37 protein-coding genes are annotated in these 25252 nt (G+C 60.6%); 26 read left to right on the top strand and 11 right to left on the bottom strand.

Annotated elements, in window-relative coordinates; all coding sequences use genetic code 11:
- Nucleotide 1 precedes the first annotated feature (1 nt).
- From BLLJ_RS04620 to BLLJ_RS04600, 6 genes are read left to right on the top strand one after another with little or no spacing between them, the layout of a single operon-like run.
- Nucleotides 2-253: a hypothetical protein gene (locus BLLJ_RS04620; protein WP_013582609.1), complete on the top strand. Its 252-nt coding sequence runs from the start codon at nucleotides 2-4 to the stop codon at nucleotides 251-253.
- Entirely contained in the window at nucleotides 253-879 is a 627-nt protein-coding gene (locus BLLJ_RS04615) for a hypothetical protein (RefSeq protein WP_032740727.1), read from the top strand. Before BLLJ_RS04620 ends, BLLJ_RS04615 begins: the two co-directional genes overlap by 1 nt.
- Complete coding sequence (locus tag BLLJ_RS04610) at nucleotides 876-1235, top strand: hypothetical protein (RefSeq protein ID WP_013582607.1); 360 nt, start codon at nucleotides 876-878, stop codon at nucleotides 1233-1235. Before BLLJ_RS04615 ends, BLLJ_RS04610 begins: the two co-directional genes overlap by 4 nt.
- Nucleotides 1232-1549 (top strand): hypothetical protein, encoded by a 318-nt coding sequence (locus BLLJ_RS04605; protein ID WP_126623111.1) that lies wholly within the window; start codon nucleotides 1232-1234, stop codon nucleotides 1547-1549. The genes BLLJ_RS04610 and BLLJ_RS04605 overlap by 4 nt, the downstream gene beginning before the upstream one ends.
- The gene (locus tag BLLJ_RS11030) at nucleotides 1533-1700 is read left to right on the top strand and encodes a hypothetical protein (protein WP_155244052.1); all 168 of its coding nucleotides are present in this window, start codon (nucleotides 1533-1535) and stop codon (nucleotides 1698-1700) included. Before BLLJ_RS04605 ends, BLLJ_RS11030 begins: the two co-directional genes overlap by 17 nt.
- Complete coding sequence (locus BLLJ_RS04600) at nucleotides 1697-2158, top strand: hypothetical protein (RefSeq protein WP_013582605.1); 462 nt, start codon at nucleotides 1697-1699, stop codon at nucleotides 2156-2158. Before BLLJ_RS11030 ends, BLLJ_RS04600 begins: the two co-directional genes overlap by 4 nt.
- Before the next feature lie 137 nt (nucleotides 2159-2295).
- Here BLLJ_RS04600 and BLLJ_RS04595 read toward each other — a convergent pair whose 3' ends face one another.
- Nucleotides 2296-3567, bottom strand: a complete 1272-nt coding sequence (locus BLLJ_RS04595; RefSeq protein WP_008783747.1) for an IS30-like element ISBlo4 family transposase — start codon at nucleotides 3565-3567, stop codon at nucleotides 2296-2298.
- A gap of 164 nt (nucleotides 3568-3731) precedes the next feature.
- Between BLLJ_RS04595 and BLLJ_RS04590 the strand changes: the two genes are divergently transcribed.
- From BLLJ_RS04590 to BLLJ_RS04580, 3 genes are all read left to right on the top strand, one after another.
- Nucleotides 3732-4913 carry an AAA family ATPase gene (locus BLLJ_RS04590; protein ID WP_013582604.1) on the top strand — a complete coding sequence of 394 codons (1182 nt, stop codon included), beginning with the start codon at nucleotides 3732-3734 and terminating at the stop codon, nucleotides 4911-4913.
- A complete protein-coding gene (locus tag BLLJ_RS04585; RefSeq protein WP_013582603.1) occupies nucleotides 4906-5457 on the top strand; it encodes a hypothetical protein in 552 nt (183 codons plus the stop codon). Before BLLJ_RS04590 ends, BLLJ_RS04585 begins: the two co-directional genes overlap by 8 nt.
- A 275-nt stretch (nucleotides 5458-5732) precedes the next feature.
- Nucleotides 5733-6152, top strand: coding sequence for a hypothetical protein (locus BLLJ_RS04580; protein WP_013582602.1), 420 nt, complete (start codon nucleotides 5733-5735; stop codon nucleotides 6150-6152).
- Here the strand turns inward: BLLJ_RS04580 and BLLJ_RS04575 are convergent.
- Both BLLJ_RS04575 and BLLJ_RS04570 read right to left on the bottom strand, forming a co-directional pair.
- Nucleotides 6149-6640 (bottom strand): GNAT family N-acetyltransferase, encoded by a 492-nt coding sequence (locus tag BLLJ_RS04575; RefSeq protein WP_013582601.1) that lies wholly within the window; start codon nucleotides 6638-6640, stop codon nucleotides 6149-6151. The two genes, BLLJ_RS04580 and BLLJ_RS04575, sit on opposite strands and share 4 nt — an antisense overlap.
- Nucleotides 6637-6915 (bottom strand): type II toxin-antitoxin system TacA family antitoxin, encoded by a 279-nt coding sequence (locus tag BLLJ_RS04570; protein ID WP_032740723.1) that lies wholly within the window; start codon nucleotides 6913-6915, stop codon nucleotides 6637-6639. Before BLLJ_RS04570 ends, BLLJ_RS04575 begins: the two co-directional genes overlap by 4 nt.
- A gap of 168 nt (nucleotides 6916-7083) precedes the next feature.
- Here BLLJ_RS04570 and BLLJ_RS04565 point away from each other — a divergent pair, with 168 nt between their 5' ends.
- The 17 genes from BLLJ_RS04565 (at nucleotide 7084) to BLLJ_RS04490 (ending at nucleotide 19229) form a co-directional block, all read left to right on the top strand.
- Nucleotides 7084-7431: a hypothetical protein gene (locus BLLJ_RS04565; protein ID WP_013582599.1), complete on the top strand. Its 348-nt coding sequence runs from the start codon at nucleotides 7084-7086 to the stop codon at nucleotides 7429-7431.
- Nucleotides 7432-7447: 16 nt separating this feature from the next.
- Nucleotides 7448-8077, top strand: a complete 630-nt coding sequence (locus BLLJ_RS04560; protein ID WP_074709775.1) for a DUF3841 domain-containing protein — start codon at nucleotides 7448-7450, stop codon at nucleotides 8075-8077.
- Nucleotides 8070-10868: a DNA methyltransferase gene (locus BLLJ_RS04555; protein ID WP_013582597.1), complete on the top strand. Its 2799-nt coding sequence runs from the start codon at nucleotides 8070-8072 to the stop codon at nucleotides 10866-10868. The genes BLLJ_RS04560 and BLLJ_RS04555 overlap by 8 nt, the downstream gene beginning before the upstream one ends.
- Before the next feature lie 161 nt (nucleotides 10869-11029).
- Nucleotides 11030-11332 (top strand): hypothetical protein, encoded by a 303-nt coding sequence (locus BLLJ_RS04550; RefSeq protein ID WP_013582596.1) that lies wholly within the window; start codon nucleotides 11030-11032, stop codon nucleotides 11330-11332.
- Nucleotides 11329-12672: a type II toxin-antitoxin system HipA family toxin gene (locus BLLJ_RS04545; RefSeq protein WP_308761873.1), complete on the top strand. Its 1344-nt coding sequence runs from the start codon at nucleotides 11329-11331 to the stop codon at nucleotides 12670-12672. The genes BLLJ_RS04550 and BLLJ_RS04545 overlap by 4 nt, the downstream gene beginning before the upstream one ends.
- A gap of 37 nt (nucleotides 12673-12709) precedes the next feature.
- On the top strand, nucleotides 12710-13198 hold the full coding sequence (locus BLLJ_RS04540) for a hypothetical protein (RefSeq protein WP_013582594.1): 489 nt from the start codon (nucleotides 12710-12712) through the stop codon (nucleotides 13196-13198).
- 47 nt (nucleotides 13199-13245) lie between these two features.
- Entirely contained in the window at nucleotides 13246-13524 is a 279-nt protein-coding gene (locus tag BLLJ_RS04535) for a hypothetical protein (RefSeq protein ID WP_013582593.1), read from the top strand.
- Between the two features lie 3 nt (nucleotides 13525-13527).
- Nucleotides 13528-13857 (top strand): hypothetical protein, encoded by a 330-nt coding sequence (locus BLLJ_RS04530; protein WP_047379342.1) that lies wholly within the window; start codon nucleotides 13528-13530, stop codon nucleotides 13855-13857.
- 255 nt (nucleotides 13858-14112) lie between these two features.
- Nucleotides 14113-14658 (top strand): hypothetical protein, encoded by a 546-nt coding sequence (locus tag BLLJ_RS04525; protein ID WP_016507624.1) that lies wholly within the window; start codon nucleotides 14113-14115, stop codon nucleotides 14656-14658.
- Between the two features lie 165 nt (nucleotides 14659-14823).
- On the top strand, nucleotides 14824-15369 hold the full coding sequence (locus BLLJ_RS04520) for a hypothetical protein (protein ID WP_013582589.1): 546 nt from the start codon (nucleotides 14824-14826) through the stop codon (nucleotides 15367-15369).
- Nucleotides 15370-15372: 3 nt separating this feature from the next.
- A complete protein-coding gene (locus BLLJ_RS04515) occupies nucleotides 15373-15564 on the top strand; it encodes a hypothetical protein (protein WP_013582588.1) in 192 nt (63 codons plus the stop codon).
- A 12-nt stretch (nucleotides 15565-15576) separates the two neighbouring features.
- Nucleotides 15577-15846, top strand: coding sequence for a hypothetical protein (locus BLLJ_RS10400; RefSeq protein WP_013582587.1), 270 nt, complete (start codon nucleotides 15577-15579; stop codon nucleotides 15844-15846).
- A gap of 94 nt (nucleotides 15847-15940) precedes the next feature.
- On the top strand, nucleotides 15941-16144 hold the full coding sequence (locus BLLJ_RS04510; RefSeq protein WP_013582586.1) for a hypothetical protein: 204 nt from the start codon (nucleotides 15941-15943) through the stop codon (nucleotides 16142-16144).
- A 99-nt stretch (nucleotides 16145-16243) separates the two neighbouring features.
- Nucleotides 16244-17059 (top strand): hypothetical protein, encoded by an 816-nt coding sequence (locus tag BLLJ_RS04505; RefSeq protein WP_013582585.1) that lies wholly within the window; start codon nucleotides 16244-16246, stop codon nucleotides 17057-17059.
- A gap of 269 nt (nucleotides 17060-17328) precedes the next feature.
- A complete protein-coding gene (locus BLLJ_RS04500; RefSeq protein ID WP_230473301.1) occupies nucleotides 17329-17589 on the top strand; it encodes a hypothetical protein in 261 nt (86 codons plus the stop codon).
- Complete coding sequence (locus tag BLLJ_RS04495; protein ID WP_050579977.1) at nucleotides 17586-18818, top strand: DNA-methyltransferase; 1233 nt, start codon at nucleotides 17586-17588, stop codon at nucleotides 18816-18818. The genes BLLJ_RS04500 and BLLJ_RS04495 overlap by 4 nt, the downstream gene beginning before the upstream one ends.
- A 63-nt stretch (nucleotides 18819-18881) precedes the next feature.
- Complete coding sequence (locus tag BLLJ_RS04490; RefSeq protein WP_013582582.1) at nucleotides 18882-19229, top strand: hypothetical protein; 348 nt, start codon at nucleotides 18882-18884, stop codon at nucleotides 19227-19229.
- 75 nt (nucleotides 19230-19304) lie between these two features.
- Here the strand turns inward: BLLJ_RS04490 and BLLJ_RS04485 are convergent, their stop codons facing one another.
- The 8 genes from BLLJ_RS04485 to BLLJ_RS04450 all read right to left on the bottom strand — a co-directional run bounded on the left by BLLJ_RS04485 (nucleotide 19305) and on the right by BLLJ_RS04450 (nucleotide 25244).
- Nucleotides 19305-20510, bottom strand: a complete 1206-nt coding sequence (locus BLLJ_RS04485) for a site-specific integrase (RefSeq protein ID WP_013582581.1) — start codon at nucleotides 20508-20510, stop codon at nucleotides 19305-19307.
- A 261-nt stretch (nucleotides 20511-20771) separates the two neighbouring features.
- Nucleotides 20772-21176 carry a hypothetical protein gene (locus tag BLLJ_RS04480; protein ID WP_013582580.1) on the bottom strand — a complete coding sequence of 135 codons (405 nt, stop codon included), beginning with the start codon at nucleotides 21174-21176 and terminating at the stop codon, nucleotides 20772-20774.
- Between the two features lie 131 nt (nucleotides 21177-21307).
- On the bottom strand, nucleotides 21308-21940 hold the full coding sequence (locus tag BLLJ_RS04475) for a MerR family transcriptional regulator (RefSeq protein ID WP_013582579.1): 633 nt from the start codon (nucleotides 21938-21940) through the stop codon (nucleotides 21308-21310).
- Nucleotides 21941-22040: 100 nt separating this feature from the next.
- Nucleotides 22041-22484, bottom strand: a complete 444-nt coding sequence (locus BLLJ_RS04470) for an FHA domain-containing protein (RefSeq protein ID WP_013582578.1) — start codon at nucleotides 22482-22484, stop codon at nucleotides 22041-22043.
- Between the two features lie 6 nt (nucleotides 22485-22490).
- Entirely contained in the window at nucleotides 22491-23312 is an 822-nt protein-coding gene (locus BLLJ_RS04465; RefSeq protein ID WP_013582577.1) for a DUF881 domain-containing protein, read from the bottom strand.
- A gap of 15 nt (nucleotides 23313-23327) precedes the next feature.
- Nucleotides 23328-23660 carry a small basic family protein gene (locus tag BLLJ_RS04460; protein ID WP_007052290.1) on the bottom strand — a complete coding sequence of 111 codons (333 nt, stop codon included), beginning with the start codon at nucleotides 23658-23660 and terminating at the stop codon, nucleotides 23328-23330.
- On the bottom strand, nucleotides 23660-24637 hold the full coding sequence (locus tag BLLJ_RS04455; RefSeq protein ID WP_007052289.1) for a DUF881 domain-containing protein: 978 nt from the start codon (nucleotides 24635-24637) through the stop codon (nucleotides 23660-23662). The genes BLLJ_RS04460 and BLLJ_RS04455 overlap by 1 nt, the downstream gene beginning before the upstream one ends.
- Complete coding sequence (locus BLLJ_RS04450; protein WP_013582576.1) at nucleotides 24627-25244, bottom strand: CDP-alcohol phosphatidyltransferase family protein; 618 nt, start codon at nucleotides 25242-25244, stop codon at nucleotides 24627-24629. Before BLLJ_RS04450 ends, BLLJ_RS04455 begins: the two co-directional genes overlap by 11 nt.
- Nucleotides 25245-25252 lie beyond the last annotated feature (8 nt).

Here is a 25252-nt window from a genome sequence, read left to right as displayed (position 1 = left end):
CATGGCGTTGAAAGATCTCGAAACGAGGCAGGTGGCCCGCCGCGAACTGAAGGGCATGCTGGCCGGATACCTGCACGGCAAGGCCGGCCGCATCGACATCAACGACATGGGCGACTACCTGTTCGACCGCATGGCCCGCGTGCCGGAGGCCGGCTGTTGCCGCCGCTGCGGCGACGACGTCCCCAATCTGATGGACGGACCGTGTGCCTGCTGCGTCAACGAACTCGAACACGAAAAGGAGAGGCGGGACTGATGGCGATACGCTTCAGATACGCGCTGCACGTCGAGACCGACCTCATCCACGTATGGCCGTCGAAGGCCGCCAGGACCCATGACATCGGCTTCGAGTCGGACTGTTGGCGCGACGGCTGGCGGCCGCTCCCCTCATGGGAGGCGCGTCCCCTCATGGGAAGCCTGACCGGCGAGACCGGGCATATGGCGTTCATGGTCGGCGTCTGGGCGGGCATGCACCCGGAATGCGTGCACTGCACGGTCGCCCAACTGGAACGGGCGCAGGCGGAAGGCGTCGCCGACTCCGGACGGCGAGCCGGAAAAAACGATGCCACGGACGTCACGGGCTGCATGCGGCTCCGATTGAACGCGCTGGCCGGGGAACTGGGCGACGGATGGTCGTATGGGCCCGCGTTCGCCGGGCTTTACGGCGAGCCCACGGTCCCAGTGTTCTACGGCGACCGTCTTGCCGGGAACCTCGTGTTCCCCGCCGGCGGGCCGTTGCGCCGCATGTGGGGCCCCTGCGGCGACCGGCGGCATCTCTACCAGAAGCCATGCCGCCGGATCGGGAACCTGCTGCGCCAGGCGGCCGGCATCGACCCGTTGCCGGACGTGAACCGTCGCCCGAAACGGGTGACGCCAAGATGACCATGCTCGCCCAACGGTTCGACGGGTACGCGACGCCCCTGCTCATGCTCGCCTGTGACGCGCCCGGCTGCGAAAACCGGTATGACGACAGCGAATGGCGGGCGGACGAGGATGAGCTGCTGAACGATGCGCGCATGGACGCCGGCTGGCAGATCCTGTACGCCGACGACCATCCCGGACTCGACCGCGACCTGCACTACTGCCCGGCGCACCGGCTTCCCGAATGCGTATCCTGCGCGAACATCATGCTCGACCCGACGGGCTGGACGGACGGGCAATGCCTTGAATGCCGTCGGCTCGGCATACCGGGACGCATGCCCGCGGGGTCGAAGGCCAACGAGGAAAGGAACGGATGATGACGGATGCGAACGTCAGGGAATCGAAGGTGGAGATCGCGGCCGGCGGGCTCGAACACACGGGGGTCATGCTGACCATCCCGTGCGGCTCGGATACGACGGTCGTCGACCGGGCGGAGGTCACCCGCCGCCGGTGGACGGACGGGCGTTGGCCGGATACGGTCGGCATCGCGATAGCCCGGCAGGACACCGACCCGGACCATGGGACCACCTACCGGTCGGCAAGCCTCATCCTCGACCGGGAGACCGCGCTGCGCCTCTCCCGCATCCTGCACGACATCGCATTGGAGGCCGATCATGGCACGGCCGAATAGGACGGCGAATCCCATGTACATCGAGGCGATGCAGCTCATCCGCCGCTCCAACAAGGCCGGCGCTCACGATCCGCGCCCCAACCGGCTGCGCACGCGCGCCGCCGTCAGACGTAGCGAAATCCGGACGAACAGGGAAAGCTGGGGCGAATGATGCCGAACCATGATTTCACGCTCGAACAGAACACCGAGGCGAGGATGATGCTGGCGGTCGCCCGCCGCGGGCTCGCCGCCGCCATCAACGACGCGGAGAACGGGATAGGCCATCTGTCCTGCGACGACCCGCAGATCATGGAACAGGTTCGCGCCCATTGGCGACGCCTGTACGACACGTACATGAACGCGGACGCGCTCCTCTCGGATCTGGAATCCTGCGCACGTCATCTCACGGATGGCGACAAGTGGGAGCCGAACCCGATCGCCGACGGCATGAAACCCATGGAGATGGCCAAAGGATGCGCCTGCTTCATCGCGGAGACCCCGGATGGGGGCCTCATCATCCCGTCGGAGCCGACGCCGGGCGAGAACACGGCGAAACGTCTCGCGAACACGCTGAACGCCCTGACAGGCGATGTTCTCCTGGATGCGACCGGCATCCGCCTGCTCTGCTGACGGCGGTCGGGGATAATCCGGAGCAGTTCATGCCCGACCCGTCGCGGGGCGGCATGCCCGGGGCAGATTCTAGTGGTGGTTGCAACACCTGAGGTTTGAGCGGCCTTCCATGGTCACGTTGTCGGTTGTTGAGGTTATCACGCGGCGTCGAGCAGTTCGATGATCTTCTCGCTTGGTTTCATGAACCCGAGGGTTTTGCGTGGCCGGTCGTTGAGTTCCTCGGCGACCGCGTCGAGGTAGTCCTCCGGGTAGACGGATAGGTCGGTGCCTTTGGGGAAGTACTGGCGCAGGAGCCCGTTGGTGTTCTCGTTGGTGCCGCGCTGCCACGGGGAGTGCGGGTCGCAGAAGTAGACGGCCATGTCCAGCGAGGCGCCGATCCGTTTGTGCAGGGCGAGTTCCGCTCCCTGGTCCCAGGTCAGGCTGTTGCGCAGGAGTTTGGGCAGGTGCTGCATCTTGTCGATGATGGCCTGCTGGACGTGTTCGGCGTCGTGCCCGTCGGGCAGGTGCAGCAGGATCGTGAACCTGGTGGTGCGCTCGACGAGCGTGCCGATGGCGCTTTTGTTGCGGCTGCCGGTGATGAGATCGCCCTCCCAGTGGCCCGGGACCGCCCGGTCCTCGATCTCCGGGGGTCGCTCCGAGATCATGGCCATGGGTTCGCGGAAACGGGGTTTGCGGCCTTGGCCGCCTTGGGGTCTGCGGGCGGTTCGCCCCTGCCTCATGGCGCGTTTCAGCTCCTGCTTGAGTTCGCCCCTGGCCTGCAGGTAGATGGCCTGGTAGATCGTCTCGACGCTCGCGTGCATATCCCCATTATCCGGGAAGTCCAGCCTCAGCCGGTTGGCTATCTGCTCCGGGCTCCAATGCCTGCGCAACCCGGCGGCGATCTCGTCCCACAGTCGCGTGCCCTCGGCCGCCTTGCGCGGTTTGGGGCGTTTGAGCCGGTCCGCGGCCTTCTGCTGGGCGCGGTAAGGCTCGTAACCGCCGGACTCGGGATTCCTGTTGCGCTCGACCTCGCGGCTGACCGTGCCGGGGTCGCGGCCCAGCAGGCGGGCGATGGCGCGGATCGAATCGCCCAGACGCAGACGGTCCGCGATCTGGATGCGCTCCTCCTGGCTCAGGTAGCGCGGATGGAGGGTCTTGGGTTTGTCCATGGTGGAACGATACCAGTCCACCAGGGGTTTCTCGTTCCTTCCCGTGGCGCGCGTCCTGCCGTTGCGCCACGCCTTGCCGGTGCGTTTCGAGACGCCGACCGCGTGCGCGGCCTGGGTGAAGTTCATGCCTTCCTCGTCCAGCAGGCGCACGTACTCGGCGCGTCTCGCCTCGCACATCAGCTTCCTCGTCGGATATTCGACGCCGTTGAACGTCCAACGGTGTTCCCCGCCACGGTCTTCGTTTCGGTGGCTTCTGGTCACCTGACCCTCCTTGCGGTAGGTCAGGTGTTGCAACGATCACTAGAACCCGCCCGGCTGCCTGGGAGTCAGGGGGGGGGGAGGCGTTCTGACGGTTTCCGGGTATCGACGGTCTCCATTCAGTGATAGCCTATGTATACAGAAAAAACGTTTACAAGGGAGAAAGCATGAGGTTGTTGAGCTACGCCATCAGCGGCCTGCGCCTATACGAAAACCATGAATGCAGGATGGACCTGTACGCCATCGACGCCGTAAGGGAACCCGGATACACGCACATGCTCGACGGCGCCGCACGCAACATCAGCATCAACACGGCCATCGGCGTCGCCGGCATCAACGCCTCCGGCAAGACCACCGCGTTGAGGGTCACCGAACTCGCCCTCGCCGTCGCCGGCGGCATGTCGCTGGGATCGTTGAACCCCGACCTGTTCCCTTTGTACGACACCATGGACGACCGGATCGGGGTGCGCGCGCTGTTCGAACAGGACGGTCGCTTCCATCTCATCGACAGCCTGCTCGAGCGGACAGGCGAGGGTCGCACGCCGTTGAGGTTCATCCGTGAGACCCTGAGCATCCACCATGGCAAGCTCAGCAAGAAAATGCTTGCCTCCGCCATGAACGGCACGTTGGATCCGGAACGGTGGACCGTGCTCTCATCCCGCAACGTGGGCAGGCCCGGCGTCCGGGGCGAACTGTCCGCCGACGCGAAACGGTATCTGCCGCCCGACCGGAGTATTTGCGGGGCCTTCGTCAAGGACACCGACATCGCGACCGAACTGCTGCCGGTGTCCCCGACGCTCACCGTCAGCCCGGCCCGCCCCGTCGTGACGCTGTTCGATGCCAGCATCGAACGCCTCGACTACGACAAGGACGGAATCCATCTGAAATTCCGCAATGAGGGCAAGGAGCGGGAGGTCACCCCGAACTCGCTGGTCAACATGGTCTCATCCGGCACCCTGAGAGGCGGCGCACTGGTCGGCCGAGCATTGGAGACACTGCGCGCGGGCGGCTATCTGATTGTGGACGAACTGGAGAACAGCATCAACAAGCAGCTCGTATTCACCATCATGGACCTGTTCGCCTCCCCGGTCACGAACCCGCACGGGGCCACCCTCCTGTTCTCCACCCACTATCCGGAGCTGCTGGACCATTTCACCCGCAAGGATTCGATATGGTTCGCCGTCCGCGATGGAAAAGGCTTCGCCCTCCGGAATCTGGGCGCATACCTGGGCCGCACCGATTTGAAGAAGAGCGTCTCCTTCTTCGCCAACCGGGTGCCCGGTACCGCGCCCTCATACGCGGCCGTCCGCGCCCTCCAGGATTATGCGGAAAGGTACGTGCATGCTTAACGCGGAAGGCCAGTATGTGCTGTTCGTCTGCGAGGGCGTGGCCGAACAGTACATACTCACGACCCTCCTCGAACGAGGGGAACTGACAATACCGGCCGATTTTATCGTGCCCAACCAGCTGCGCGGAACATGGTACTTCACGCGCAAGGAATCAAAACAGATGCTCGACCGGTTCCTCAACATGTCATACGGCGAACATCCATTGCTCATCGTCCGAATAGTTGATTCGGACTCGGATGTACTGCGCATACCTCGAGGGTACGAACATGCGGCCGAGGTCGTGAACCTGCGAACCCATCCCGAAATCGAAATGCTGGTCATCATCAACGAGGGCATGTACGGCAAATACACGAACGGCTCCACACGGCTGAAGCCCTCCGACTATTGCAAAAGAGAACTGGGCATGAAGCAGGTGAAAAGCCGCGCATGGCTGGAACGATACTGGGCCGAGCCCGGCCGGCTCGAACACGCGCTCAAGGAATATTCAAGACTGCACCGGTTCGGCAGGAACGAGAACCGAGGGCTTCTGGAGCTGATTCGCTGAAACGCATATCAGTTCTAAGGACGAAAGGAAGGCGGATGGCATGACGGCGCCATCCGAGAACAATAACTACACGTACCGCAATCAGGTGAACGCGGCCATCGGCCAGCTGCGTCTCGCGTTGGAGACCAACGATATGGGGGGAGCGTGTGCGTCTACTCAATGGCGCGTTGCAGAACACGGGCAATGCGATCGGGCAGCTCGCCCAGTTCAACGCGGACGGCACGCGGCGGCCCCCACGAGAACAGGAACCGCGCACCCGGACTACCATGGGGATAATGCTTGATTCCATCCGCTACCGGCTGTACGCCGTCGAATCCGAAACATCCGAACCGTCCGGCACGACGGCCCGCATCAAGCTCGAATATCGTGCCGGGAACATCACGTACGGGCTGGAACTGCGGGAACCGTTCGGACCGGGCATCGTCGCCGACGAGGCGCGTTCGTTCGATCCCGGCAAGCCGATGGCGATGCCGCCAGTCTGGCTGCTCGTCCGCGGGGACGCGACGCCCGAACGCGGATTGCGATGCCTGACCCTGGCCGTCACCGTGCTGGATGGCGTGGATGCGGACGGGAACGTGCATGCGGGGGTCGAGGCCTCATATCCGTGCGGCCTTCCCGAGGATGCGCTGAACGGCGCCCGATTCGCCCTGTGGGTGCTGTGCGATCTGCTGGATGGAGGAAGCCAAGAATGCTAGACGAGATGCTTGCCCGCGAGTTTGAGGAACATTCGTTCTGATTCCGGAATGTGCTGGAAGCCGTTGTTCTCGTAGAATCTAGCTGCGGCTGAATCCACGGGATCCACTATGAGGGCCCTCGCCCCGAGTTCGGAGCTGATGTTCAAGGAACGTATGACCGCATCGTGCAACAGTTTCCTGCCGAGGCCTTCGCCTTGGAAACGTCTGTCCACGCCGAGCATGCCGAGCAGTATCATGGGCACTCGCTCGGGAACGTTCCTCTGTAGCCATCCGCCGGCGATATTGGAGCGTTCCATCGCGTGTGCGCTGAGAGAGTAGAATCCGGCGAGTTCCCCTGATTCGGCGTAGGTGACGTACGCGACGGCCGTTCCCTGTTTTTCGGCAGAACGGGATCTCGTGGACAGCCATTCATCAATGGGCGTAATGCCGCAGTCAAAGCCATCGAGCATGTCGGAGGACTCTATGCGCCGTGGTGTGGTGAATCTCATATCCAGTCGGGTTCCATTTCGATGAGATCCTTCGCGGCCTTCGGCATGGGTCTGTCAAGCGCCTTGAGAAATTCGTCGAATGCCTTGGAGGGCAGACGGGTGACGGTCTCCTCTTCGATATCCCGGCGCGCGTCGGTGACGAGATGGTCGATGGCCCATTGTGTTATGGAGGAGCCTTTGAGAGAGGCCGCTATATCTATGGTTTGGCGCTGTTCTGGCGTGAGGCGCATGTTGAGGCGTGAGCTGCGTGCCGGTTCCGTAATAGTGCTTGTCATACCGTGTATTGTACGTCAACTTGACGTACAATATCAATACATTGGATACGCAATAACAGCAAAGACTATTCGTTTGTTCTTTGTATAGTTGGCCATCGGAAAGGAAAAGCGATGCTGCTCTCTCACGACTTCCACTAGGCGAACAAACCTAATGGAAGGAAAAAACGAATGTCCCGAACGTTCAAGGACAAGCCGTACCGTGTGCTCGAACGCGAGGCGCTGGAGCACGGGTACGCGTACCTGCGACACAACTGGATGCACCCGACCGAACCGCCGACCCTTGAAGGCGACGTGACCGCATATGCGTATTCGCAGAGCCGGAAGGCGCACATCCCATCCGGCCGGCGCTGGCACAGCTGGCATGACTACGAGGATGACCGGTATCCGGATTACGTGGGCCGCCATACGGTTCGCGATCGTTGCCGTCTCGCCGTGCGCGAGGCGGATACCGGCCTCATGGACGACGATTGGGACGATCCCCGCCTGTACCGTCGCCGCGTCAAATGGGAATGCTGACTAAAGGAGGTTTTTTCTGATCGATCTGTATTCGTTCCAACGGTGGCCGGATGTCAGGGCCGCGTTCGACCGTTCCGGCTCGTACACGCCCTCATGGAAGGCGGCCCGCGAACGGTCGATTGCCGACGGCGACGCGGACTGGTGGGACGGCATCAGCCCCGCCTATGAGTGGATGATGGGCGAAATGGAGCATGCCGGCATGCCGCGTCCGGACCCGGACGCGGCCCCCTTGTGGGCGTGGGCGCGCTGGGTCGATTCGAAAGGCAGGGCGCATACGCGTCCCGACCGACGGTATCCGGGCTTCCGCCACCAGTACGACGGGTTGGAGCTCCTGCATCTGCGGGTCGATGAGAACCGGGTGCTTTGCACGGATTTCGACCAATACCATTGCGTCATCAACCGGTGGCCGTGCGCCCCGCTGGATGCCGACAGGTGGACTCCCGCCGAATACGACCGGTGGCTGGACGAGCATTGGGACGATCCGGCCGAAAAGAAACGGCTCCAGTACAGGGCGAACGCGATCGCGGATCCGAAACGGCTGCCGGACCGGTGGATCCAAGCCTGCCTATGGACGATCACGCCGCATGATGTGGTCGATATCCGACCGGCATGCGGAAAACCGGATACCATTGGGAATCATGGATGATCTGAAGAGCAGGGCGGCCAAGTTCGCCGAATCATGGGCGGGACGAGGCGACGAGAAATCCGAGACCCAACAGTACTGGCGTGACCTGTTGGACAAGGTGCTGCTCATCCCGAACACGAGCGACAGGCAGACGCTCTGGTTCGAACGGCGCACCGCATTGGACGGGTTCATCGACGCGCTCATGATCCAAGCCCGTGTGCTCGTCGAACAGAAGAGCCTCGGCGTGGATTTGGACAGGCCGGAACCACGTCAGGGAACCATGGTCACCCCGGTGGAACAGGCGAAACGGTATTCCGACAGCCTGCCGCCATCGGAACACCCGTCCGTGCTCATCACCTGCAATTTCGGAACATTCCGCCTCTACGATCTGGAAGCCGACCCGTTGGCCCGCACCCCGCAATCGGAGTTCACGCTTGCCGGCCTGCCGGAGCACATCAACGAAATCGGCCGCCTGTTCGCCCACGAGCACTCCCGTGTCGTCCAACAGGAGAAACTGTCCGTCAAAGCCGGCCGACGGGTCGCCAGACTCCATGACTCTTTGGCGGAATGCTTCGAACATCCCGATGATCCGGCGGAGCATGATGCGCTGGCGATGCTGACCGTACGCCTCGTGTTCTGCCTGTATGCGGAGGACGCGAACCTGTTTCGGCCGGACGCGCTCCGCGACTATGTGGCGGCATCCACGCCCGAACGTCTGGGCGAAGACCTGTACGACCTGTTCGAAGCGTTGGACACACCAATCGAGAAGCGGCGTCGTTACCTGCCGGAACCGTTGAAAGCGTTCCCCTACGTGGACGGCGGCCTGTTCGCCGACCGGATCGACGTGCCCCCGTTGACCGGGGAGCTGCGTGATGCCCTGCTGGAAATCAGCGAAGGCTTCGACTGGAGCGGCATCAGCCCCGTCATCTTCGGTTCCCTCATGGAGGAAACCCTCAGCCATGACGAACGGCGCAAGGGAGGCATGCACTACACGTCCGTCAAGAACATCCACAGGCTCATCGACCCGTTGTTCCTCGACGGTTTGAAAGCCGAACTCGAGGGGGCGGAGGCCAGGCCGGTCGCAGGCGGTTCCCGCACCAACGCGCTCAACAAACTCCACGACAAGATAGCCGGCCTCCGGTTCCTCGACCCCGCCTGCGGTTCCGGCAACTTCCTGACCGAAACCTATCTGGAACTGCGTCGCATCGAGAACCGGATCCTCGCCGATTTGGACAAGGACGGACAACTCGCCCTCGACCTCGGCGACGACATCAACCCCGTCAAAGTCAGCATCAGCCACTTCCACGGCATTGAAATCAACGGGTTCGCCTGCGCGGTCGCCCGCACCGCGCTCTGGATCGCGGAACAGCAAGCATTGGACGACACCGAGTCGACCATCAGCGGCCTGCCCCGGCTCCCGTTCACCGATACGGCCCATATTCAACAAGGCAACGCCCTGCGCCTCGACTGGAACGAACTATTACCCGGCGACCACTGCGACTATGTGATGGGCAACCCGCCGTTCATCGGACACGTCACCAAGACCGCCGGTCAGACCGATGATCTGAAGACCGTGTGGGGCCGCCAGTATGACGGATATCTCGACTACGCGACCGGATGGTACCGGAAGGCCGCCTCCTACCTGTCTAAACCGGATGCGGCGTTCGCATTCGTCACCACCAATTCGATCACCCAGGGGCAGCCCGTGGAACCCCTGTTCAAACCGTTGCATGCGGACGGCTGGCATATCCGTTTCGCGCACCGCACGTTCGCATGGGACGCGCAGTCCACGGACAACGCGCACGTCCACGTCGTCATCATCGGCCTGGACAGGAAAGCGAAGCCCGCGCCCGTACTGTTCGAATACGCGGACATCAATGGGGAACCGACCGCCCGCACCGTGGACAACATCAACGGGTATCTCATAGACGGCCCCGACCTGTACGTAGGCAAACGAAGCCAGAAGACGGGACCGGTCTCGCCTCTTCTCGATGTCACCGATTCCGGTTCCATGCCCCTGGATGGAGGCAACCTGCTGCTCGCCGACCGTGAGGAATATGCCAAGGCCATGGCCGATCCCATCGCCGCACGCTTCGTCCGGCCGTTTCGCATGGGACGCGAGCTCATCAACGGCACGGACCGCTGGTGCCTATGGCTCAGGGACGCGGAGCCGGGGGAACTGAGGAAATCCTCGTTCCTGAAGAAGCGTGTCGACGCATGCGCCGAATACCGTCGCAATGCTCCAATGAAGGGCGATGCCTACAGGCATCGTGCGACACCTTGGCTGTTCCGTGACGACCATCAGCCGTCCATGAACTATCTTGCGATCCCGAAGGTGTTCAGCGAGGATCGGGAATACATGACCTGCGACTGGTACACGCCGGACATCATCGCCGGCGACATGGTGTACACCAGTCCCGACCGGGATGGCCTCGCATTCGCCGTCATCGAATCACGCATGTTCATGACATGGCAGCAGACGATTGGAGGGCGACTGGAATCACGCTGCCGTTTCAGCAACACGGTGGTTTGGAACAACCTGCCCCTGCCCGCCCTCGACGATGAAACCCGCGCCGCATTGATCGAGGCCGGCAGGAACGTGCTGGTGGCTCGAGCCAACCATCCCGGCCAGTCCCTGGCAGACCTGTACGATCCCGACTACATGCCGACCGACCTACGCGCCGCCCACCGGGAATTGGACAAGATCGCGGACGTGGCGTTCGGCGCGGGGAAATGGCTGAAGGACGATGACGATACGCGCCTGAAGGTCCTGTTCGACGGGTACGCGCGGCTCACGGGGGAGGCGTCCTGATGCCTTTCGACGGGAACCCGGCCAGGCAGCCGGTCTTCACGCCGCCGTCATCTGGCGCGTGCCGGAATAAGGCATTCGACGTTATGATGGTTCGAGCAGCCTGATTCGCAATCCTCTGGTTTTCGGGACGCATGCTTTTTCCGGAAAGGAGCGGAAGAGAAATGGATTACAGCGAATTCGACGCCTTGCCGTCGAAAACCGATGAGATCTCCATCAGCGAAGAACCATCGCATGACGGCATTCGCGACATGCCCTCATTGGAAAAGGCGGGCGAGATTATTTCCGCACGAATCACGGAAATCGGCCGAACCCCGTCAGAAATCGCGGACAGAAGCGGCGTCTCCGAAAGCATCGTGACCGATATGGCGGAACGCGGGATCGTACCGTTGGAAGCGGCCCTGCGTGTGTTCGCCACACTCGGCGTCAAACCCTATAGGGTTCCGCCCGAATATCTGGAGGCATGATGCGAGGAGAACGACTGCATGTCTGGGCCGACGGAAACCATGTGGGGGAATTCATACGAACCTCCGGCGGACGTGTTTCATTCCACTATGATTCCAAGGAAGGCGCGCCGATAAGCCTCAGTCTGCCCAGAACCGGGAAAGCTTCCGGAAAAACGGCGTCGGCCTTTCTCGAAAACCTGCTTCCCGACGATGAGAACGCCCGTCGTAGGATGGCGCTGCGACTCCATCTGGATTCGACGGACATGTTCAAACTTCTTGCGGATGCGGATACAGTAGGCGGACTCGTATTCTCGGACAAGCCCGAACTCCCGCATCATCCCATCGAGGCGAAACCCCTCGACGAGGAGGAAATCGGCAATCAGATAGGATATGTGCGTGCGAACGGATACAACTGGTTCGCACGGGATGATGAGGATGAGTTCTATGAGCGGGATACGCCGAAATGCCGTTTCTCCATCGCCGGAGGCCAGCCCAAGTTCACGCTCGCCCGACGTGCCGGTGTCTGGCTCTGGCCCAACGCGTCCATCCCCTCCACCCATATCATCAAACCTGAAATGAGGGATTGCCCCGGCAGTCACAGGGTGGAGGATGCCACCCTGACGCTCGGGACTCTTTGCGGATTGCCGGTATCCGAGCATGGCGTTCTCACCGCGAATGGGACGGAGGCCTTCATCACCCGACGTTTCGACCGCATCGTGGATGGAAACAACGTGAGACGAATCCATTGCGAGGATCTAGCGCAGGCCATGGGCATGGATCCCGAATCCAAGTATGAAATCGACGCCGCAAGCTGCGTCCGTTTCCTGCATCATTTCGATGCAAGCGATGAAACCGGATACGAGTGGGTTCGCCGGCTTGCCTTCAACGTCTCATCGGGCGATTCGGACTCCCATGGCAAGAACTATTCGATTGTTCTTGCCGAAAACGGGTTCCGTTTCGCGCCGATGTACGACATGACGGTCACCAGAATATGGCCTCATGTGGATCAGGAGATGGCGATGCCCATCAACGGAGTCGAATTCGCGGAACTGCTCACCCCATCCGACTGGGAGGCCTTCGCGGAGGAGGCCGGTTTGGACGGGGAGCGTGTGGCGCATATCGCCCGGACCATGGCGGGAGCCGTTCTCGACCATCTGGATGAGGCATCGGCCGGTTTGCCCGATTCGCTGAGGGAATCCATGCGTAAGGCGGTTTCGAAGGCAAACGAGAACATCCAGCCACTGCACGGAAGGATGCCGAAGCCAAAGGCGAATACGGCATCCTTCGGCGGGGGCGGCGTCTGGGTGAGCCCTCATATCCGAAGCGGATATCCGGTCAGTGGATACTGGCGTAGCCGCTGACCCCGTTTCCCTGATTAGGGGGACGCATACCCAGGGCATGAAACGATTCGACGATTTCATAGCCACCCTGGACGGACCCCAGCTGCTCGCCCTGTTCGAGCACGGGGACGGCGTCATGACGGATCTGGCCGCGAGCGCGAGACTGCGTCCCGAACAGATCGGCATGCTCGTCCGGCTCATGGAGGAGTCGAACCCGTCATGGTCGCCGGACGTCGCCTACCAGCTGATCGCCAGCCAGGAGTGCACGCCCGGCCAGTTGGAACGCCTCATCGGCTGGTGCGACGATCCGGGCACATGGCTGATCGCGTGCGAGAAGCATCCGGGCGGCGAACACGCTCTCGTCCGGACGGCCGACCCGTATATCGCGCTCCGATACGCGCACCGCATCGACCCGGATGTGATGGCCGGATTCGCGCGCGACATCGACCCGACGGCGCGTGATGCGCGCTACGAGGCGGGACGGCTGCGCCGCCGGCATGACTTCACCAGAGAGGCGGACGGGATCCTCAAGGCGAAGGGCCTGTGAGCCGGGGACGCATGCGTGGGATGCGGACGTAAGAAAGGCATCCGACCATGGACACGTTGACCATCACCGAACTCATCGAGAAGCTCGAAGCCATCCGCGACCGGTACGGCGACCTGCCCGTGTACCGCATCAACGACGATTACGAATACGGTTTGCGGGCGATCCCGCTCAAGAGCTTCGACATTTACGGCAAGGAGAACACGGACCCAGTCTGCACGCGGCGGCTCAAGAAAGGCGGCGGCATCGTCGTAATCGGCAGCAAAGACGCCGATATCGGACGCGGTGGATGGGACATGTTCAAGGATCTCGAAGAGAAGAAGGACTGAACGATGAGGAGCACGGTGATCGTCACGCCCGGCAGAACACGCGCCATCAGCCGGCTTGACCCGCTGATCGACGTGGTCTGCGAGCATGCAGGCTGGAACCCCGGGCTCCTCGACGACCCGAACGGCGTCCGGCGCATCCAAGAGCTGACGGACGATCCGGCATGGTGTGCGGACAGTTTCAACGCTGGCGACTGGCTGCGTGAATACCTCGCCCGAACGGATCGGGAGACCGTGACGTTGGATGTGGACCGGATTCTCGAAACCCCGGTCACCGAACGATACGCATGCCGATCGCACTACCACGGACCCGAATACGTGAAGGCGCACCAGTGAAGCGGAGGAAAGGGTCGATTGTGAAGTCGTATAAGGAATATGCGGAACAATATGGGCTCGGAATCGACATCATACGATGGGTATTCCGGCATATCCGGGTCACCCGGTATATCGGCACGAAACTCCCGTGCATGAAACTGGGCTATAAACCTATGGACTGGTATCTGAATCCCAATCAGGCCGAACCCTACGATCTGTTCACCGCATTTCTTGAGGATGCGACAACCACGCTTTTCGAAAGAAAGGAACCTGACCATGAAGCCGCTTGGCGAAAAAATCGAACACCAATTGCTCGACAGATTCCATTATGGTGACCGGCAGGACGACGGGTATGGCCCGGATTCGCCGCGCGTCAGCGACAAGGGTTGGATCGTCTGGCAGACCGCGTTCAACGAGTTGGACCGTCCGTTCGAAATCGTGCGCGACGAGGGGCGCGGTCGCACCGGCCTGCCCCTGCTCCTGATCGGCATGGAGGACGACTACGGCGATGACTGGCATATCCGCGAAAACGATGACAGCCAATATATGAGCCTGCTGGAAGCCGGACTGGACGGCGCGAGCCTAACGCTCATGGAACGCAAGCACGGCATCGCACGATGGCGGTCGGAGCGGGGCGAATCGAAGCCGATCGAACTGACGGCGCCGGACGGGAAGCCGGCGGGCACCGTATACGCCTACCAGTCCGAACCCGGCGAATGGCGGATATACGACAAGTATGGCGGGCGACCGCTTGAAGGCGAACCGGGCGAAACCATCACGGACGCGCTGCGCCACATCGGATACCAGTTGGAGGAATCATGAGTGTCGAAACAAGCATCGCATACACCACTTCGGATGGCAAGCAGTTCGATGACAGGCAGGAAGCGGAAACGCATGAGCAATGGCTAACGGACGAATAGGAGAGGCGTGAGGCCGACAGGCATCGCGGCTGGATCGTCGTCGCGCCGAAGAACTGGAACTGACGGAATGAAAACACGCGACATCCTCAGCATCGTCACCCGCATACTGCCGGACTGGCATGTGTACAACGACCACCAGTTCGGACGCATCACCGCATTCGACCCTCAAGCGGGATACGAGGTCACCGTCAACCTTCCCGACAGCGACACCATCAGCATCGTCCGCACGCAGTACGAGCTTGTCGAGGATAACACCGTCCTCGATACAGCCGACATGGGCGAGGAACGGGCATTGGACGAACTGGCACGCCTGCTGGCTTCGCCCATGCCGCGCACCGACCGTCTCATGCGGTTGAAAGACAAGTTCGACAGGACCGCCGAATGGTGCCGGAACACGCTTGGCGACGAACAGGAGGCGAAGGATGTGGAAGACATGGCCGAACACTACATGCATGTGTGCGAATCCTGCAACAACAAATACTCCGGCCGACATGACCCGGTGTCCGTGTTCGAGGGGTGGCTGCTGGGCGAGGAACTCGGCACCCCGTATGAGACGCGCCGTCAGGCCGCGTCGCGCATGCTGGCCAGCGTGCGCCGACTGGACAAGGAGTGAACCATGTTGAACATCGAGAAGACGCTGCAATCCGTCCGCGACCTATTGGACAGGCTGGGCAAGGAAGGCGTGGACTGCGGACAGCCCGCGCCGCACGCCAGCGAATACTGCATATCCGGCATGCTCATCGCATTCGACGGCAAGACCGTATGGGAGACGGTGTGCGCCGGACTTGACCTGTTAGGCAAGGAATGAAAAGGAACCATCATGAACGCGAACGAAACCTGCGAAGATTCAATCCACGGCCCGTACGAGTCGGATGACGTGGCTGACCACTGCGGCGGTTGCGGCATACCGTTATGTGAGGAGCATGCGAGGAAATGCCCCTGTTGCGGGCGCGTCAACTGCACGGACTGCGGCGAGATATGTGAGGCCTGCTGGCGTCTGGTATGCCGTGAGCACGCCAAGTGGAATCCCGAATACGCGCAATACGAATGCCCCGCATGCTACGACCGTTGGGATTGCGGGGAAAGGTAGAGAGGACGATGAGAATGCGTTTGGGCAATCTCCGAAGGCAATAGCCGAGCGATTCAAACTATGGCAGAGCATTCAACTTTGGAAAGGATGAATCATGTTGAACCTCACAGAACTCATGGACATTGGCTGCGCCCATACCGTGACCGATTCGGACGGTTGGATGTACCCGTGCGGCAAACCCATTGTGGCAATCCGTCGATGGCCGGAGGGCGACGGGGAAAGCTTCGGCGGCGTCTGCCAGCGGCACGCCAAACAGGCCGGCGCCGAACTCGTGCCGTTAGAAAACGTTCCGCAGTAAGGCAGAAAGGAAACAAGGATTGAACCATTTGAACCTCACAGAACTCATGGACATTGGTTGCGTCCACACATAAAAGCATCCACAACAAGGAACCCCCACATGAATCAGTCAGAACTTAAATCCGACCTCATAGCATGGTTGGAACAACAATGGGACAAGGCCGTCAAAGACTCCGAAACCCCGGACAAGGAACTGTTGGAAAAATACACTTTCTACGACGGCCTCACCACAGCCTACGAATTCACCATTGCCCGATTGAACTCTGCGGAAGGCACGGAAGCCCCGACCGTAAGGTCGGGGAGGTTCACCGCATCATCGTGGAAACCAATGACGAAACCTGTAACAAAGACCTGTAACAATCCAGTCGAATACGATTGGGAGTTCGACCCGGACGGCGTGTCCCGCATGACCGGCGAAGGGGACATTCCCTCCGGCGCCGACGATTCCACGGCCATCGTGGAGGCGTTCGGACATATCGCCGAATCCATCGTGGATGGGGAGCGTATCGCGTCCGGCGGTGATGCGAAATGGTTAAGACCGTTGGCCGCCATGCTGGCGGCTCGCATCCCGTTCGTGTCCGGTTCGGTCGAATCGGGGTTGAGCGTGGATGTCACGTCATCCGAGTTCCTGGACTGCTGCCGTTCCGTGTGGATCGGCGCGGACATGCATCGTGGATTCGGCCGGTATCTGAACCTGCGGTGGGACGTGGGCCGCCGGGAGTGGGTGGAAGCCGGTTCCGGGTTCGCGTTCGTCGGCGCGGACAGTCAGGTGGCTTCCATGTTGGAGACCGCCATGGCGGAGAATGACGGCATCCGGTTCGACCCCATGGAAGGCAAGGAAGATACCATCCAGCTGTTCCGGCTCCTGTTGGAGACGGCGAAAAGCGCGGACATCCCGGTCGGCTGGGGGACGTGATGGCCGGAAGAAAATACATCATCGGAGTATATATCACGGACGGCGAGGACGCCGATACGATGGCGACGCTCGACATCAGCGGCAGGCCATGACATACGACCATCGAAGCCCGCGCCCTGTTCCCATGCCGGAACAACGGCTTGCGACGTGATCCGGACATTAAGAAACGGGTTCGGAATTGCATATGGAACAAGAATTGCATGGGCCCTCCGGATTTGCATGGTGTCGGGTGACGCATACCGGTTCCCATGGTTGTTTCGAGACGCGATATGGAGGAGAGGCTGCTCGCCAGGCTTCTCCTGTCGGGCGGCTACGGGCCGGGGAGCATGCCGGTCAGGGTGGTCGGCTGGGATGATGCGAGCCTGAACGGCCGGCCGGTGACGGTCGTCTATTATGAGACCCGGGATGGGGGCGGCAACGTGCGCACCTATCCGGGCGACAGCCGTCGGCTCGCCTACGTGGATGCGCGTCCCCGCGCGCTCATGCCCGGCGCGCGCCTGCATGGCGGGAACGCATACGTGAAGCCATGAGTCTTATGCGATGGGATGACGGCCGCATCCGTCTGATGCCGGGGGATTGCCGCGACCTCATCGCCATGCTGCCGGACAACAGCGTGGCTTCCGTCGTCACCGACCCGCCGTACGAGATCGGTTTCATGAACCTGGGCTTCGATTCGACGGGCATCGCATTCGACGTGATCCTGTGGAAGGACATTCTGCGCGTCCTGAAGCCGGGCGGGCATGTGGCCGCGTTCGGCGCGAGCCGCACATATCATCGGCTCGCCTGCGCGATCGAGGACGCGGGCTTCGAAATCCGCGACCAGATCGACTGGGTGTACGCAAGCGGCATGCCACACGGTTCGGATGCGAGACTGCTCGTGGACAGGGAATTGGGTGCGGAACGCACCCATGTGGCCGGTAAAGGTCATGCTGGCGCAGGATATTCGGACACCAACGGCTTCGGAGGTTCCAGCACCGCGAACGGCGGCAAGGCGAAATCCGAATGGGATGCGCCCGCCACCGAACAGGGCGAACAATGGTCCGGCTGGTACAGCCAGCTGAAGCCCGCGCACGAACCCATCTGCCTCGCACGCAAGCCGTTGGACGGGACACTCGCCCACAATCTGCTCGGACACGGGACGGGCGCGTTGCATATCGACGCATGCCGCGTCCCATTCCGCAACCCGGCGGATGAGACCGAGGCGAAGAACAAGAACCGGCATGGACGGTTCGGTTCCGGACCGCGGGACAACCATGTATACGGCGCGGATAATGCGAATCGCACCGACTATAAGGCGGACGCCCGGTTCGCGCCGAACATGCTGTTCGACCGGACCATGGCCGGAGAGCTTGACCGGCAGTCCGGCGTCACCGTCAGTCGAAAAGGCAAATCACGCGCAAGCACGAAACCCGGTGACGGCTGGGGCATGACCCATACGGGTGCCGAATATGACGATATGGGCGGCGCATCCCGCTTCTATCCCGTGTTCCGGTATTGTCCGAAGGCGGGACCGGGGGAGAGGCCGACGGTGGACGGGATCCGCCATCCGACGGTGAAACCGTTGGAGCTGATGCGCTGGCTGGTGCGTCTGGTCACGCCGCCGGACGGGCTCGTGTTGGAGCCGTTCGCCGGCAGCGGCGCCACGTTGGAGGCGTGCCGGGTCGAAAACATGCGTTGCGTGGCGGCGGAGATGGATTCGGATTACGTGCGGCTCATCGCCCGCCGGATGGCGAGGCCGACGTCCCCGGTGCTGTTCTGACATCGCCGGGGACGCATGCATGCCCGTGTCGATGATATCGGGACGATACGAGGAGTGTGCATCATGTTTAAAACTCGCTATTATTACACTTTTTCTTGGACCTACGGTATCGGCACGACATGGAATGACGGGTCATGGCCGGGCAATCTCTACGTGTTTGACTCGATGGCGGAACGTGACGCTTGGGTTGCCGACGACGTTTTTGACGGTAATTGGCATCGCGAGGCCATTACGGCAAAGGAAGCGCGTCATATCATGGCAGACACTGTTATCTCTTTTGACAATGATATGGCCGGACGGTACGACGGTAGCCGGTCGGCCATCGAACGGTACGCGCCTACCGTCGAACTGGTCAAAGCATGGCGGCGTATTGACCTGCAGAACAATCCGGCCGCGTATTACGCGGAGTGATTGTCGTAATCGACCACTGGGGGCGCGGCCGTGTCCACGGGCGACGGGCTCGTCGATCTCGCGGTGATCGACTGACTATCCTTCGATGAGGCGTTCCACGCCGTCGATGGCGCCGGCGAGCATGTCGGCGTCCACGTGCGTGTAGATGGCGTCCGTGGTGCCGATGTCGGCGTGGCCGATGATGGCACGGCGGGCGAGGTCGGAGACGCCGATGCGCGCCATGGCGGTGGCCGCCGTGTGGCGTGCGGAGTGGACGCGCACGCGGGGCAGTCCCACCCGTTCCAACGCTTTTCGCCATGCGTTCTGGAGTGTTTCCTTGCGGATGGGGTTGCCTCGGCCGGAGCGGAACAATGGGGTGTCCGGGTCGATGTCGGGATGGTCGGCCGTATAGGCGGCGAGGTCGGCGGCGAGGTCGGCGGGCAGGGGGATGAGCCGGCGTCCGGATCTGGTCTTGGGTCTGGTGAGCCATGTGCGGCCGTCGAGCCGGCGGGCCTCGAAGCCGGCGGGCATGTCCGTGATGCCGTCGAATTCCTTGAGCTGCCATTCGACGAGCAGGCAGGGTAGTCCGTCGGAGCGGACGATCTCGTTGCGCGTGACGCCCAGGGCTTCGCCTTCGCGCAGTGCGGTGATGAACAGGAGCCGCCAGATGATGCTCCATCGCGGGTCGGTTTCGGCGTGGATGAGCATGGCGGCCTGTCCGGGGGTGAGGGTGGCGATTGGGGCGGGCGGCACCCGGTTCTTCTCGACCGCGTCCACGGGGTTGCTGCGGATGATGCCTTCGGCGACGGCGGCCTTGCATGCCTCGGACAGGACGGTGTGGGTCAGGGCGGCCGTGGCGGGGGATTTGCCCTGGATGCCTTTCGCGGGGTTTCCTTCGAGGCAGTGGCGTTCGACGAGGCGTATGTGGGCGGGTTTGAGCCTGTCCATGCGTACGGCGCCGATGACGGGGGTAATGTCGTGTTCGATGCGGAACCGGTATGACCGGGTCGTGTTGGGTGCGCGTCTGGGGGTCACGATCTCGTCGATCCAGCGTCGCATCCATTCGTTCACGGTGGGCGGTTCGTCCACCAGGGTGATGTCCTCCTCGATGCGGCGGGCTTTGGCGCGGGCGTTGTTCAGGGCTTCGGTCCGGGTGTGGCCGGTGGCGCTGGTGCGTCGTCTGGAGCCGTCGGCCGGGTTGGGGGAGAGTTCGACGAACGCCCGGTATCTGCCGTTGCCGAGTTTCGTGATCGCGCCGGCTCCCTTGTCTCGTCTTGTCGCGTGTCCGCCTGTGTCCGCCATGTCGTCGCCTTCCGGGTTCGTCGTGTGATGACAACCCCCGGTATGCGTATCGGCCCGGTCCGGTCGGCGTGGTGCGTGTACCGAACGTGTGCCTATCGTGTGCCTATTCCAGCCGAAAATAGCCGGATATAGCCGTAAACGGGAGTGCCGTCCTTCCATGACGCGCGCACGAAGAACGGCGTTATCCCGCCGTTTTCCGCTGATTTTGGCCACTTCCCGGTTTCTTCCGAAAACCTAATCTGACATAACGTACATTATCGGTTATTCAATATCATCTTTATTCCGGTGAGAAGCAACACCTAAACGCCTATCCATTTCGGTTTCTGAGGCGTTGCGTGCCTGCAGATACATGGCGATGAGTTCCAGCAGCACCAGCACGAATATGATGATTGCTCCGGGCAATTGCGCGTGGTCGTAGAACGCGAGCATGCGAGCATCCATCAGATCTGCGGTGAACGTCAACACGGGAAACGGAATCAGCGCCGCCGCAAACGACATGAAATGCGTTTTCACCATCGACCAGTCGACCGGATCGACCGGCGGTCGCCGGCGTCTCGGCGTGAACAGATGGCCTCGGCTGACCGTTATAGTGATGATGGACACAGCAAAGATGACGGCGACCATCCACAGAACGCCCGGCAACAATCCGACAACAATCCCGTTCACCCGATCCTCCAATCAGTCATAATAATCACCGCAACATATAAAAAACATAAGATGGCAGGCAATAAAAGCAACACATACAACAAAGCGACCTGCCGACCAAAGCCGGCAAGTCGCCAACAACCATACATGTATCAGGCGGTTGCGCGTCGCAAGCGCTGTGCCTCGAGCTTCTTGCGCATCCTCATGGCGGTCAGTTCATCAATCGGACGGCCCGTGGCAATCGTCAGCGGCTTGGCCTCAAGATCAACATATTCTTCCTGTTCCAAGGCCGTCTCAATCTGGTGCCACAACGAACCCACCGACACGGCGAACACTGCCTTACCGCTTTGCAACAGTTCGAGCATCTGTTCGCTGGTTGTGCATTCATGTACGTTTTGACCATCGCACATGATGGTCACATTGGCCAGCTGATCGGTGCTGCGTTGAGTCAAGAATCCGATGGCCGCCGTCACGTTCTGCAGATTCACACCGGCATCAAGCAACTTCTTGGATACAGCGAGAATCACCACATCCTTAAACGAGTATAGTCGTCGTGAACCGGAGCCATGAGACGGCGTGATGGACGGCTCAACAATCTGCTTGCGTGCCCAATAATCGAGCTGTCGGTACGTGATGCCGGCCACCTTGGAGGCCACAGTGCCACGGTAGCCGCGCTTGATCTCCTCAGTATCGACGTTGGAGAACAACTCCCCCTGAATCGCGTCAGCGTTCAGATTCTGACGGTCCTCAAGCGAAACATGAAGATGCAGCCCGGTCTGTCCCATGGCACTCCCCTAACTCATGCGTGTCTCGCATGTGACTCACACTGGTGTAATCACATGATTGCAATTTCTGCAATCAGTCTAACCCCGTGCTGGGTGTGGACTATTGGGAAATAATGGCGGATTTCGTGAAGAACACGAGACGGAATTTACCGATCATGATTTCGTCGCCGTTCTTCAGCGGCGCCTGATCAACACGCTGACGGTTCACGTAGGTGCCGTTCAGACTTCCTGCGTCAACCACAAAGAACTGACCGTTGACCCTGCGGAACACGGCATGCTGACGGGATACGGTGGAGTCGTCGAGCAGAATATCAGCTCGCGGATCACGGCCGACGGTGATTTCATCCTCGTCAAGCAAGTAACGAGAACCTGAGACCGCTCCCCTGGCGGAAATCAGCAATGCCGTTCCCTCGGACAATCTGGTGATGGTGTCCAGATCCTCTTGAGTCAGCGGTCGATCGCCGGTGGTGGTAATGGGCAGTACATTAATCGCGGGCAGGCCGATAATGGTGGTTTCGCCTGCGCTAGGAATCGGGTTGGTCATAATCCCCTATTCTACCGTCTTTGCATACTGGTTTTGCGTAGCTTCGCGTACTTCGTCGATAATGATGCTGTCAGAAGGCTGTACATTGACGTTGGACCCGTATTTCACCTGGAGCTGAGCGCCCACACCGCCGGCGATATCGACTGCGTTGGACAGTTCCTGCGGATTGCCAATGGCCTTCACCGTGTATGTGGGCTTGATGGTGGTGCCATCCACAATCAAACCTTCCTCGGCGTCCTGAATGTAGGTGGAGGTGATGACGCGCACGTTATTGATGGCGATTACCTCGGCACCGGCATTGCGAAGTTCCTCGATAAGGTTGAACATGATTGAGGCGTCCACTTTAGTCGTCAAGCCTCGTCCGATTCGGATGGTCACGCCTTGACCCTTTGCCGGGAGTCTGCCGGAGATCAAGCCGCTGGTCTCCTCGTTTTGCTTGGCGATCTTACGCGCCTGCTCCTGCTCGTTAGCCGCCGATTTCAGCGAGTTGAGCTGGCTGTTCAACTGGGTTTTACGCTGCTCGAGATTGGAGATTTGCGTATTCGACTCGTTCAGCAGCCTTACCAGTTCACTCTCGTCCATCGTTTCGTACGTGGATTTAGTGTTATTGATCTGGCTCATGTAGGCGAAACCCAACAACGCGCACATCAGAGCGATGAGAATCGAGGATAGTAACCGTGATTTGTTGCTGGCACGGTTGAGATCCTTCCGGGGCTTCTTACGCACCGTGGGAAACGACCCGGTTTCCATCCGGTCGTTGACCTTGTCTTGTACATGCTGGTCGCGCATTTTCTCCAGCATGTTGTCTGATTGTGCTTTACGTGCCATACGTCAGTACCCTTGTCAGCCTCGGAAGATGAAGCGTCTGATCGCGGACACGTTGGAGAAGATGCGGATGCCGAGTACGACGATGACGGCTGTCTGCAGCTGCGAACCGACGCCGAGCTGGTTGCCGAGGAACACGAGCAGTGTTGCCGTCACCACGTTGGCGAGGAAGGAGATCACGAACACGCGGTCGGAGAAGCTGCGCTCGAAATAGGCTCGCGCGGCACCCAGCAGGGCGTCAAGAGCAGCGACCACCATAATCGGCAGATAAGGCTGCACGATGATCGGAATGTCCGGCTTGACGAACACGCCGATGACGACGCCGATGATCAGTCCCAGAACGGCTGCCATTATTCATTCCTTTCCGCGTACTTCACTTCGCCAGTGACTGCTGCCTCAAGTGTAATCGAATTGGATTTGCTTACCTGCGGGTAGATACCGGCTTCCTTGAAGGAATCGTAAAGACTTGCAAGTTTCTTCTTCCCCATCGCTTCGGCCAAGGCGCTCTTATCGCCTATGGCTTCAATGGTATAGGGGCTTTGTATCGCGGTCATGCCGATGAGAATATGCCCGCCGGCCTTGCGTATCGAGGTTTGCGCGCCGAGCCTATTACCGTTGATGGCAATGGCTTCGGCTCCGTTTTGGAACATCAGGGAGACCAGTTGCTGCAGATCCAGATCGGTGATGACTCGGATGTTCGTGGAGGTGCCGACTCTCGTCGAGGAGGATTGATCCGACTGGCTTGCCGCGATTGGATCGGCCAGCGTCATGGTGATTCCTTCGCCTTCGACCACCGTGGCACCATTGACCATTTCGTCTTGGATAAGCGTATCGCTTTTCACGCTGCCGGATATTTTCTTGGACTGTTCGTCAACTTGGGAGCGCAAATTATTGACGTCCGTGGTGAGTTCGTCTATTTGCGAGTTGCGATTCTCCAATTGCGTGGCCAAAGTCTGCCGTACCTGCTTACGCGGATCGGATTGCAACTGTTGCACGAATAGGCTGCAGGCAAAGCCAACGCCGACGCAGATGATGAATACGACGATGCGATTAAACCAGATGGAGAAGGTCGAACGATGCTCATGGACCAGTCGTGAGTCGGAGAACATCGGATCCATCGGACGATTGACAAGATCATCGATGAGCTGAAGCGAATCGTCGTTGGTTTTACGGCGACGTCTGGTGCGGATGGCGGCGGCGTCATCCGGGGAAAGCGCATGATGTGATTCCGCGCCTCGGACTGAGTGGGAGAACACGGCGCGGCGTCGTACCGGCTCATTCTCCTTGGGTACGGGGAATGAGACCGGGGCCGTGGCCTCAAGCGCCATACTTCTCCCCCAGTTCCTTGCGTAGCAATCCGACGCCCTGCTTGGTATAGATATATCCGGCGAGCCAATACATGGCGATGCCCCAGATGCCGGCGGCCAGCGCGGCGATGTAGAGCAAGTGGAAAAACGTACTGGTGCACAAATCGGCGAAAATCAGACCGACGATGGAAATCATCAGCAGCGCGGTACCGGCCTTGCCCACGAAATGCACGGGCAGCGGACCATAACCGTACTGGGCAAGCCATAGCACCTGAATCGCCATCCACAGATCCCTCAGTCCCACGATAATCAGCATCCACCATGGGATGATGCCGGCGACGCTGAGAGCCAGAATCGAGCAGAAAATGAGCAGTCGGTCGGCGATCGGATCAAGAATCTGACCGATCTTGCTCACTTGGTTGAATCTGCGCGCGATGATGCCGTCAAGTCCGTCTGAAGCCGAGGAAATGGCGATCAGGGCTAGCGCCGCAATCATCTCGTGCTTGGAGATCAGCACGCTGATGAAAGGAATCGAGATGATTCGCAGCGCGCTGATCAAATTGGGCACAGTGAAATAGATGTCACGTGCTTCCGGACTGTATCTGGCGTTGACTTTCTGGTTGGTCATATCGACTA

The sequence above is a fragment of the Bifidobacterium longum subsp. longum JCM 1217 genome, assembly GCF_000196555.1.
Taxonomy (GTDB): Bacteria; Actinomycetota; Actinomycetes; order Actinomycetales; family Bifidobacteriaceae; genus Bifidobacterium; species Bifidobacterium longum.
Note: the sequence above shows the minus strand (reverse complement) of the source record. Positions and strands in the feature narration are given on the sequence as shown.

Coding starts and splice junctions, on each gene's coding strand:
- BLLJ_RS04620 (WP_013582609.1), top strand. CDS start 2: ATGGCGTTGAAAGATCTCGAAACGAGGCAGGTGGCCCGCCGCGAACTG.
- BLLJ_RS04615 (WP_032740727.1), top strand. CDS start 253: ATGGCGATACGCTTCAGATACGCGCTGCACGTCGAGACCGACCTCATC.
- BLLJ_RS04610 (WP_013582607.1), top strand. CDS start 876: ATGACCATGCTCGCCCAACGGTTCGACGGGTACGCGACGCCCCTGCTC.
- BLLJ_RS04605 (WP_126623111.1), top strand. CDS start 1,232: ATGATGACGGATGCGAACGTCAGGGAATCGAAGGTGGAGATCGCGGCC.
- BLLJ_RS11030 (WP_155244052.1), top strand. CDS start 1,533: ATGGCACGGCCGAATAGGACGGCGAATCCCATGTACATCGAGGCGATG.
- BLLJ_RS04600 (WP_013582605.1), top strand. CDS start 1,697: ATGATGCCGAACCATGATTTCACGCTCGAACAGAACACCGAGGCGAGG.
- BLLJ_RS04590 (WP_013582604.1), top strand. CDS start 3,732: ATGAGGTTGTTGAGCTACGCCATCAGCGGCCTGCGCCTATACGAAAAC.
- BLLJ_RS04585 (WP_013582603.1), top strand. CDS start 4,906: ATGCTTAACGCGGAAGGCCAGTATGTGCTGTTCGTCTGCGAGGGCGTG.
- BLLJ_RS04580 (WP_013582602.1), top strand. CDS start 5,733: ATGCTTGATTCCATCCGCTACCGGCTGTACGCCGTCGAATCCGAAACA.
- BLLJ_RS04575 (WP_013582601.1), bottom strand. CDS start 6,640: ATGAGATTCACCACACCACGGCGCATAGAGTCCTCCGACATGCTCGAT.
- BLLJ_RS04570 (WP_032740723.1), bottom strand. CDS start 6,915: ATGACAAGCACTATTACGGAACCGGCACGCAGCTCACGCCTCAACATG.
- BLLJ_RS04565 (WP_013582599.1), top strand. CDS start 7,084: ATGTCCCGAACGTTCAAGGACAAGCCGTACCGTGTGCTCGAACGCGAG.
- BLLJ_RS04555 (WP_013582597.1), top strand. CDS start 8,070: ATGGATGATCTGAAGAGCAGGGCGGCCAAGTTCGCCGAATCATGGGCG.
- BLLJ_RS04550 (WP_013582596.1), top strand. CDS start 11,030: ATGGATTACAGCGAATTCGACGCCTTGCCGTCGAAAACCGATGAGATC.
- BLLJ_RS04545 (WP_308761873.1), top strand. CDS start 11,329: ATGATGCGAGGAGAACGACTGCATGTCTGGGCCGACGGAAACCATGTG.
- BLLJ_RS04540 (WP_013582594.1), top strand. CDS start 12,710: ATGAAACGATTCGACGATTTCATAGCCACCCTGGACGGACCCCAGCTG.
- BLLJ_RS04535 (WP_013582593.1), top strand. CDS start 13,246: ATGGACACGTTGACCATCACCGAACTCATCGAGAAGCTCGAAGCCATC.
- BLLJ_RS04530 (WP_047379342.1), top strand. CDS start 13,528: ATGAGGAGCACGGTGATCGTCACGCCCGGCAGAACACGCGCCATCAGC.
- BLLJ_RS04525 (WP_016507624.1), top strand. CDS start 14,113: ATGAAGCCGCTTGGCGAAAAAATCGAACACCAATTGCTCGACAGATTC.
- BLLJ_RS04520 (WP_013582589.1), top strand. CDS start 14,824: ATGAAAACACGCGACATCCTCAGCATCGTCACCCGCATACTGCCGGAC.
- BLLJ_RS04515 (WP_013582588.1), top strand. CDS start 15,373: ATGTTGAACATCGAGAAGACGCTGCAATCCGTCCGCGACCTATTGGAC.
- BLLJ_RS10400 (WP_013582587.1), top strand. CDS start 15,577: ATGAACGCGAACGAAACCTGCGAAGATTCAATCCACGGCCCGTACGAG.
- BLLJ_RS04510 (WP_013582586.1), top strand. CDS start 15,941: ATGTTGAACCTCACAGAACTCATGGACATTGGCTGCGCCCATACCGTG.
- BLLJ_RS04505 (WP_013582585.1), top strand. CDS start 16,244: ATGAATCAGTCAGAACTTAAATCCGACCTCATAGCATGGTTGGAACAA.
- BLLJ_RS04500 (WP_230473301.1), top strand. CDS start 17,329: ATGGAGGAGAGGCTGCTCGCCAGGCTTCTCCTGTCGGGCGGCTACGGG.
- BLLJ_RS04495 (WP_050579977.1), top strand. CDS start 17,586: ATGAGTCTTATGCGATGGGATGACGGCCGCATCCGTCTGATGCCGGGG.
- BLLJ_RS04490 (WP_013582582.1), top strand. CDS start 18,882: ATGTTTAAAACTCGCTATTATTACACTTTTTCTTGGACCTACGGTATC.
- BLLJ_RS04485 (WP_013582581.1), bottom strand. CDS start 20,510: ATGGCGGACACAGGCGGACACGCGACAAGACGAGACAAGGGAGCCGGC.
- BLLJ_RS04475 (WP_013582579.1), bottom strand. CDS start 21,940: ATGGGACAGACCGGGCTGCATCTTCATGTTTCGCTTGAGGACCGTCAG.
- BLLJ_RS04470 (WP_013582578.1), bottom strand. CDS start 22,484: ATGACCAACCCGATTCCTAGCGCAGGCGAAACCACCATTATCGGCCTG.
- BLLJ_RS04465 (WP_013582577.1), bottom strand. CDS start 23,312: ATGGCACGTAAAGCACAATCAGACAACATGCTGGAGAAAATGCGCGAC.
- BLLJ_RS04460 (WP_007052290.1), bottom strand. CDS start 23,660: ATGGCAGCCGTTCTGGGACTGATCATCGGCGTCGTCATCGGCGTGTTC.
- BLLJ_RS04455 (WP_007052289.1), bottom strand. CDS start 24,637: ATGGCGCTTGAGGCCACGGCCCCGGTCTCATTCCCCGTACCCAAGGAG.
- BLLJ_RS04450 (WP_013582576.1), bottom strand. CDS start 25,244: ATGACCAACCAGAAAGTCAACGCCAGATACAGTCCGGAAGCACGTGAC.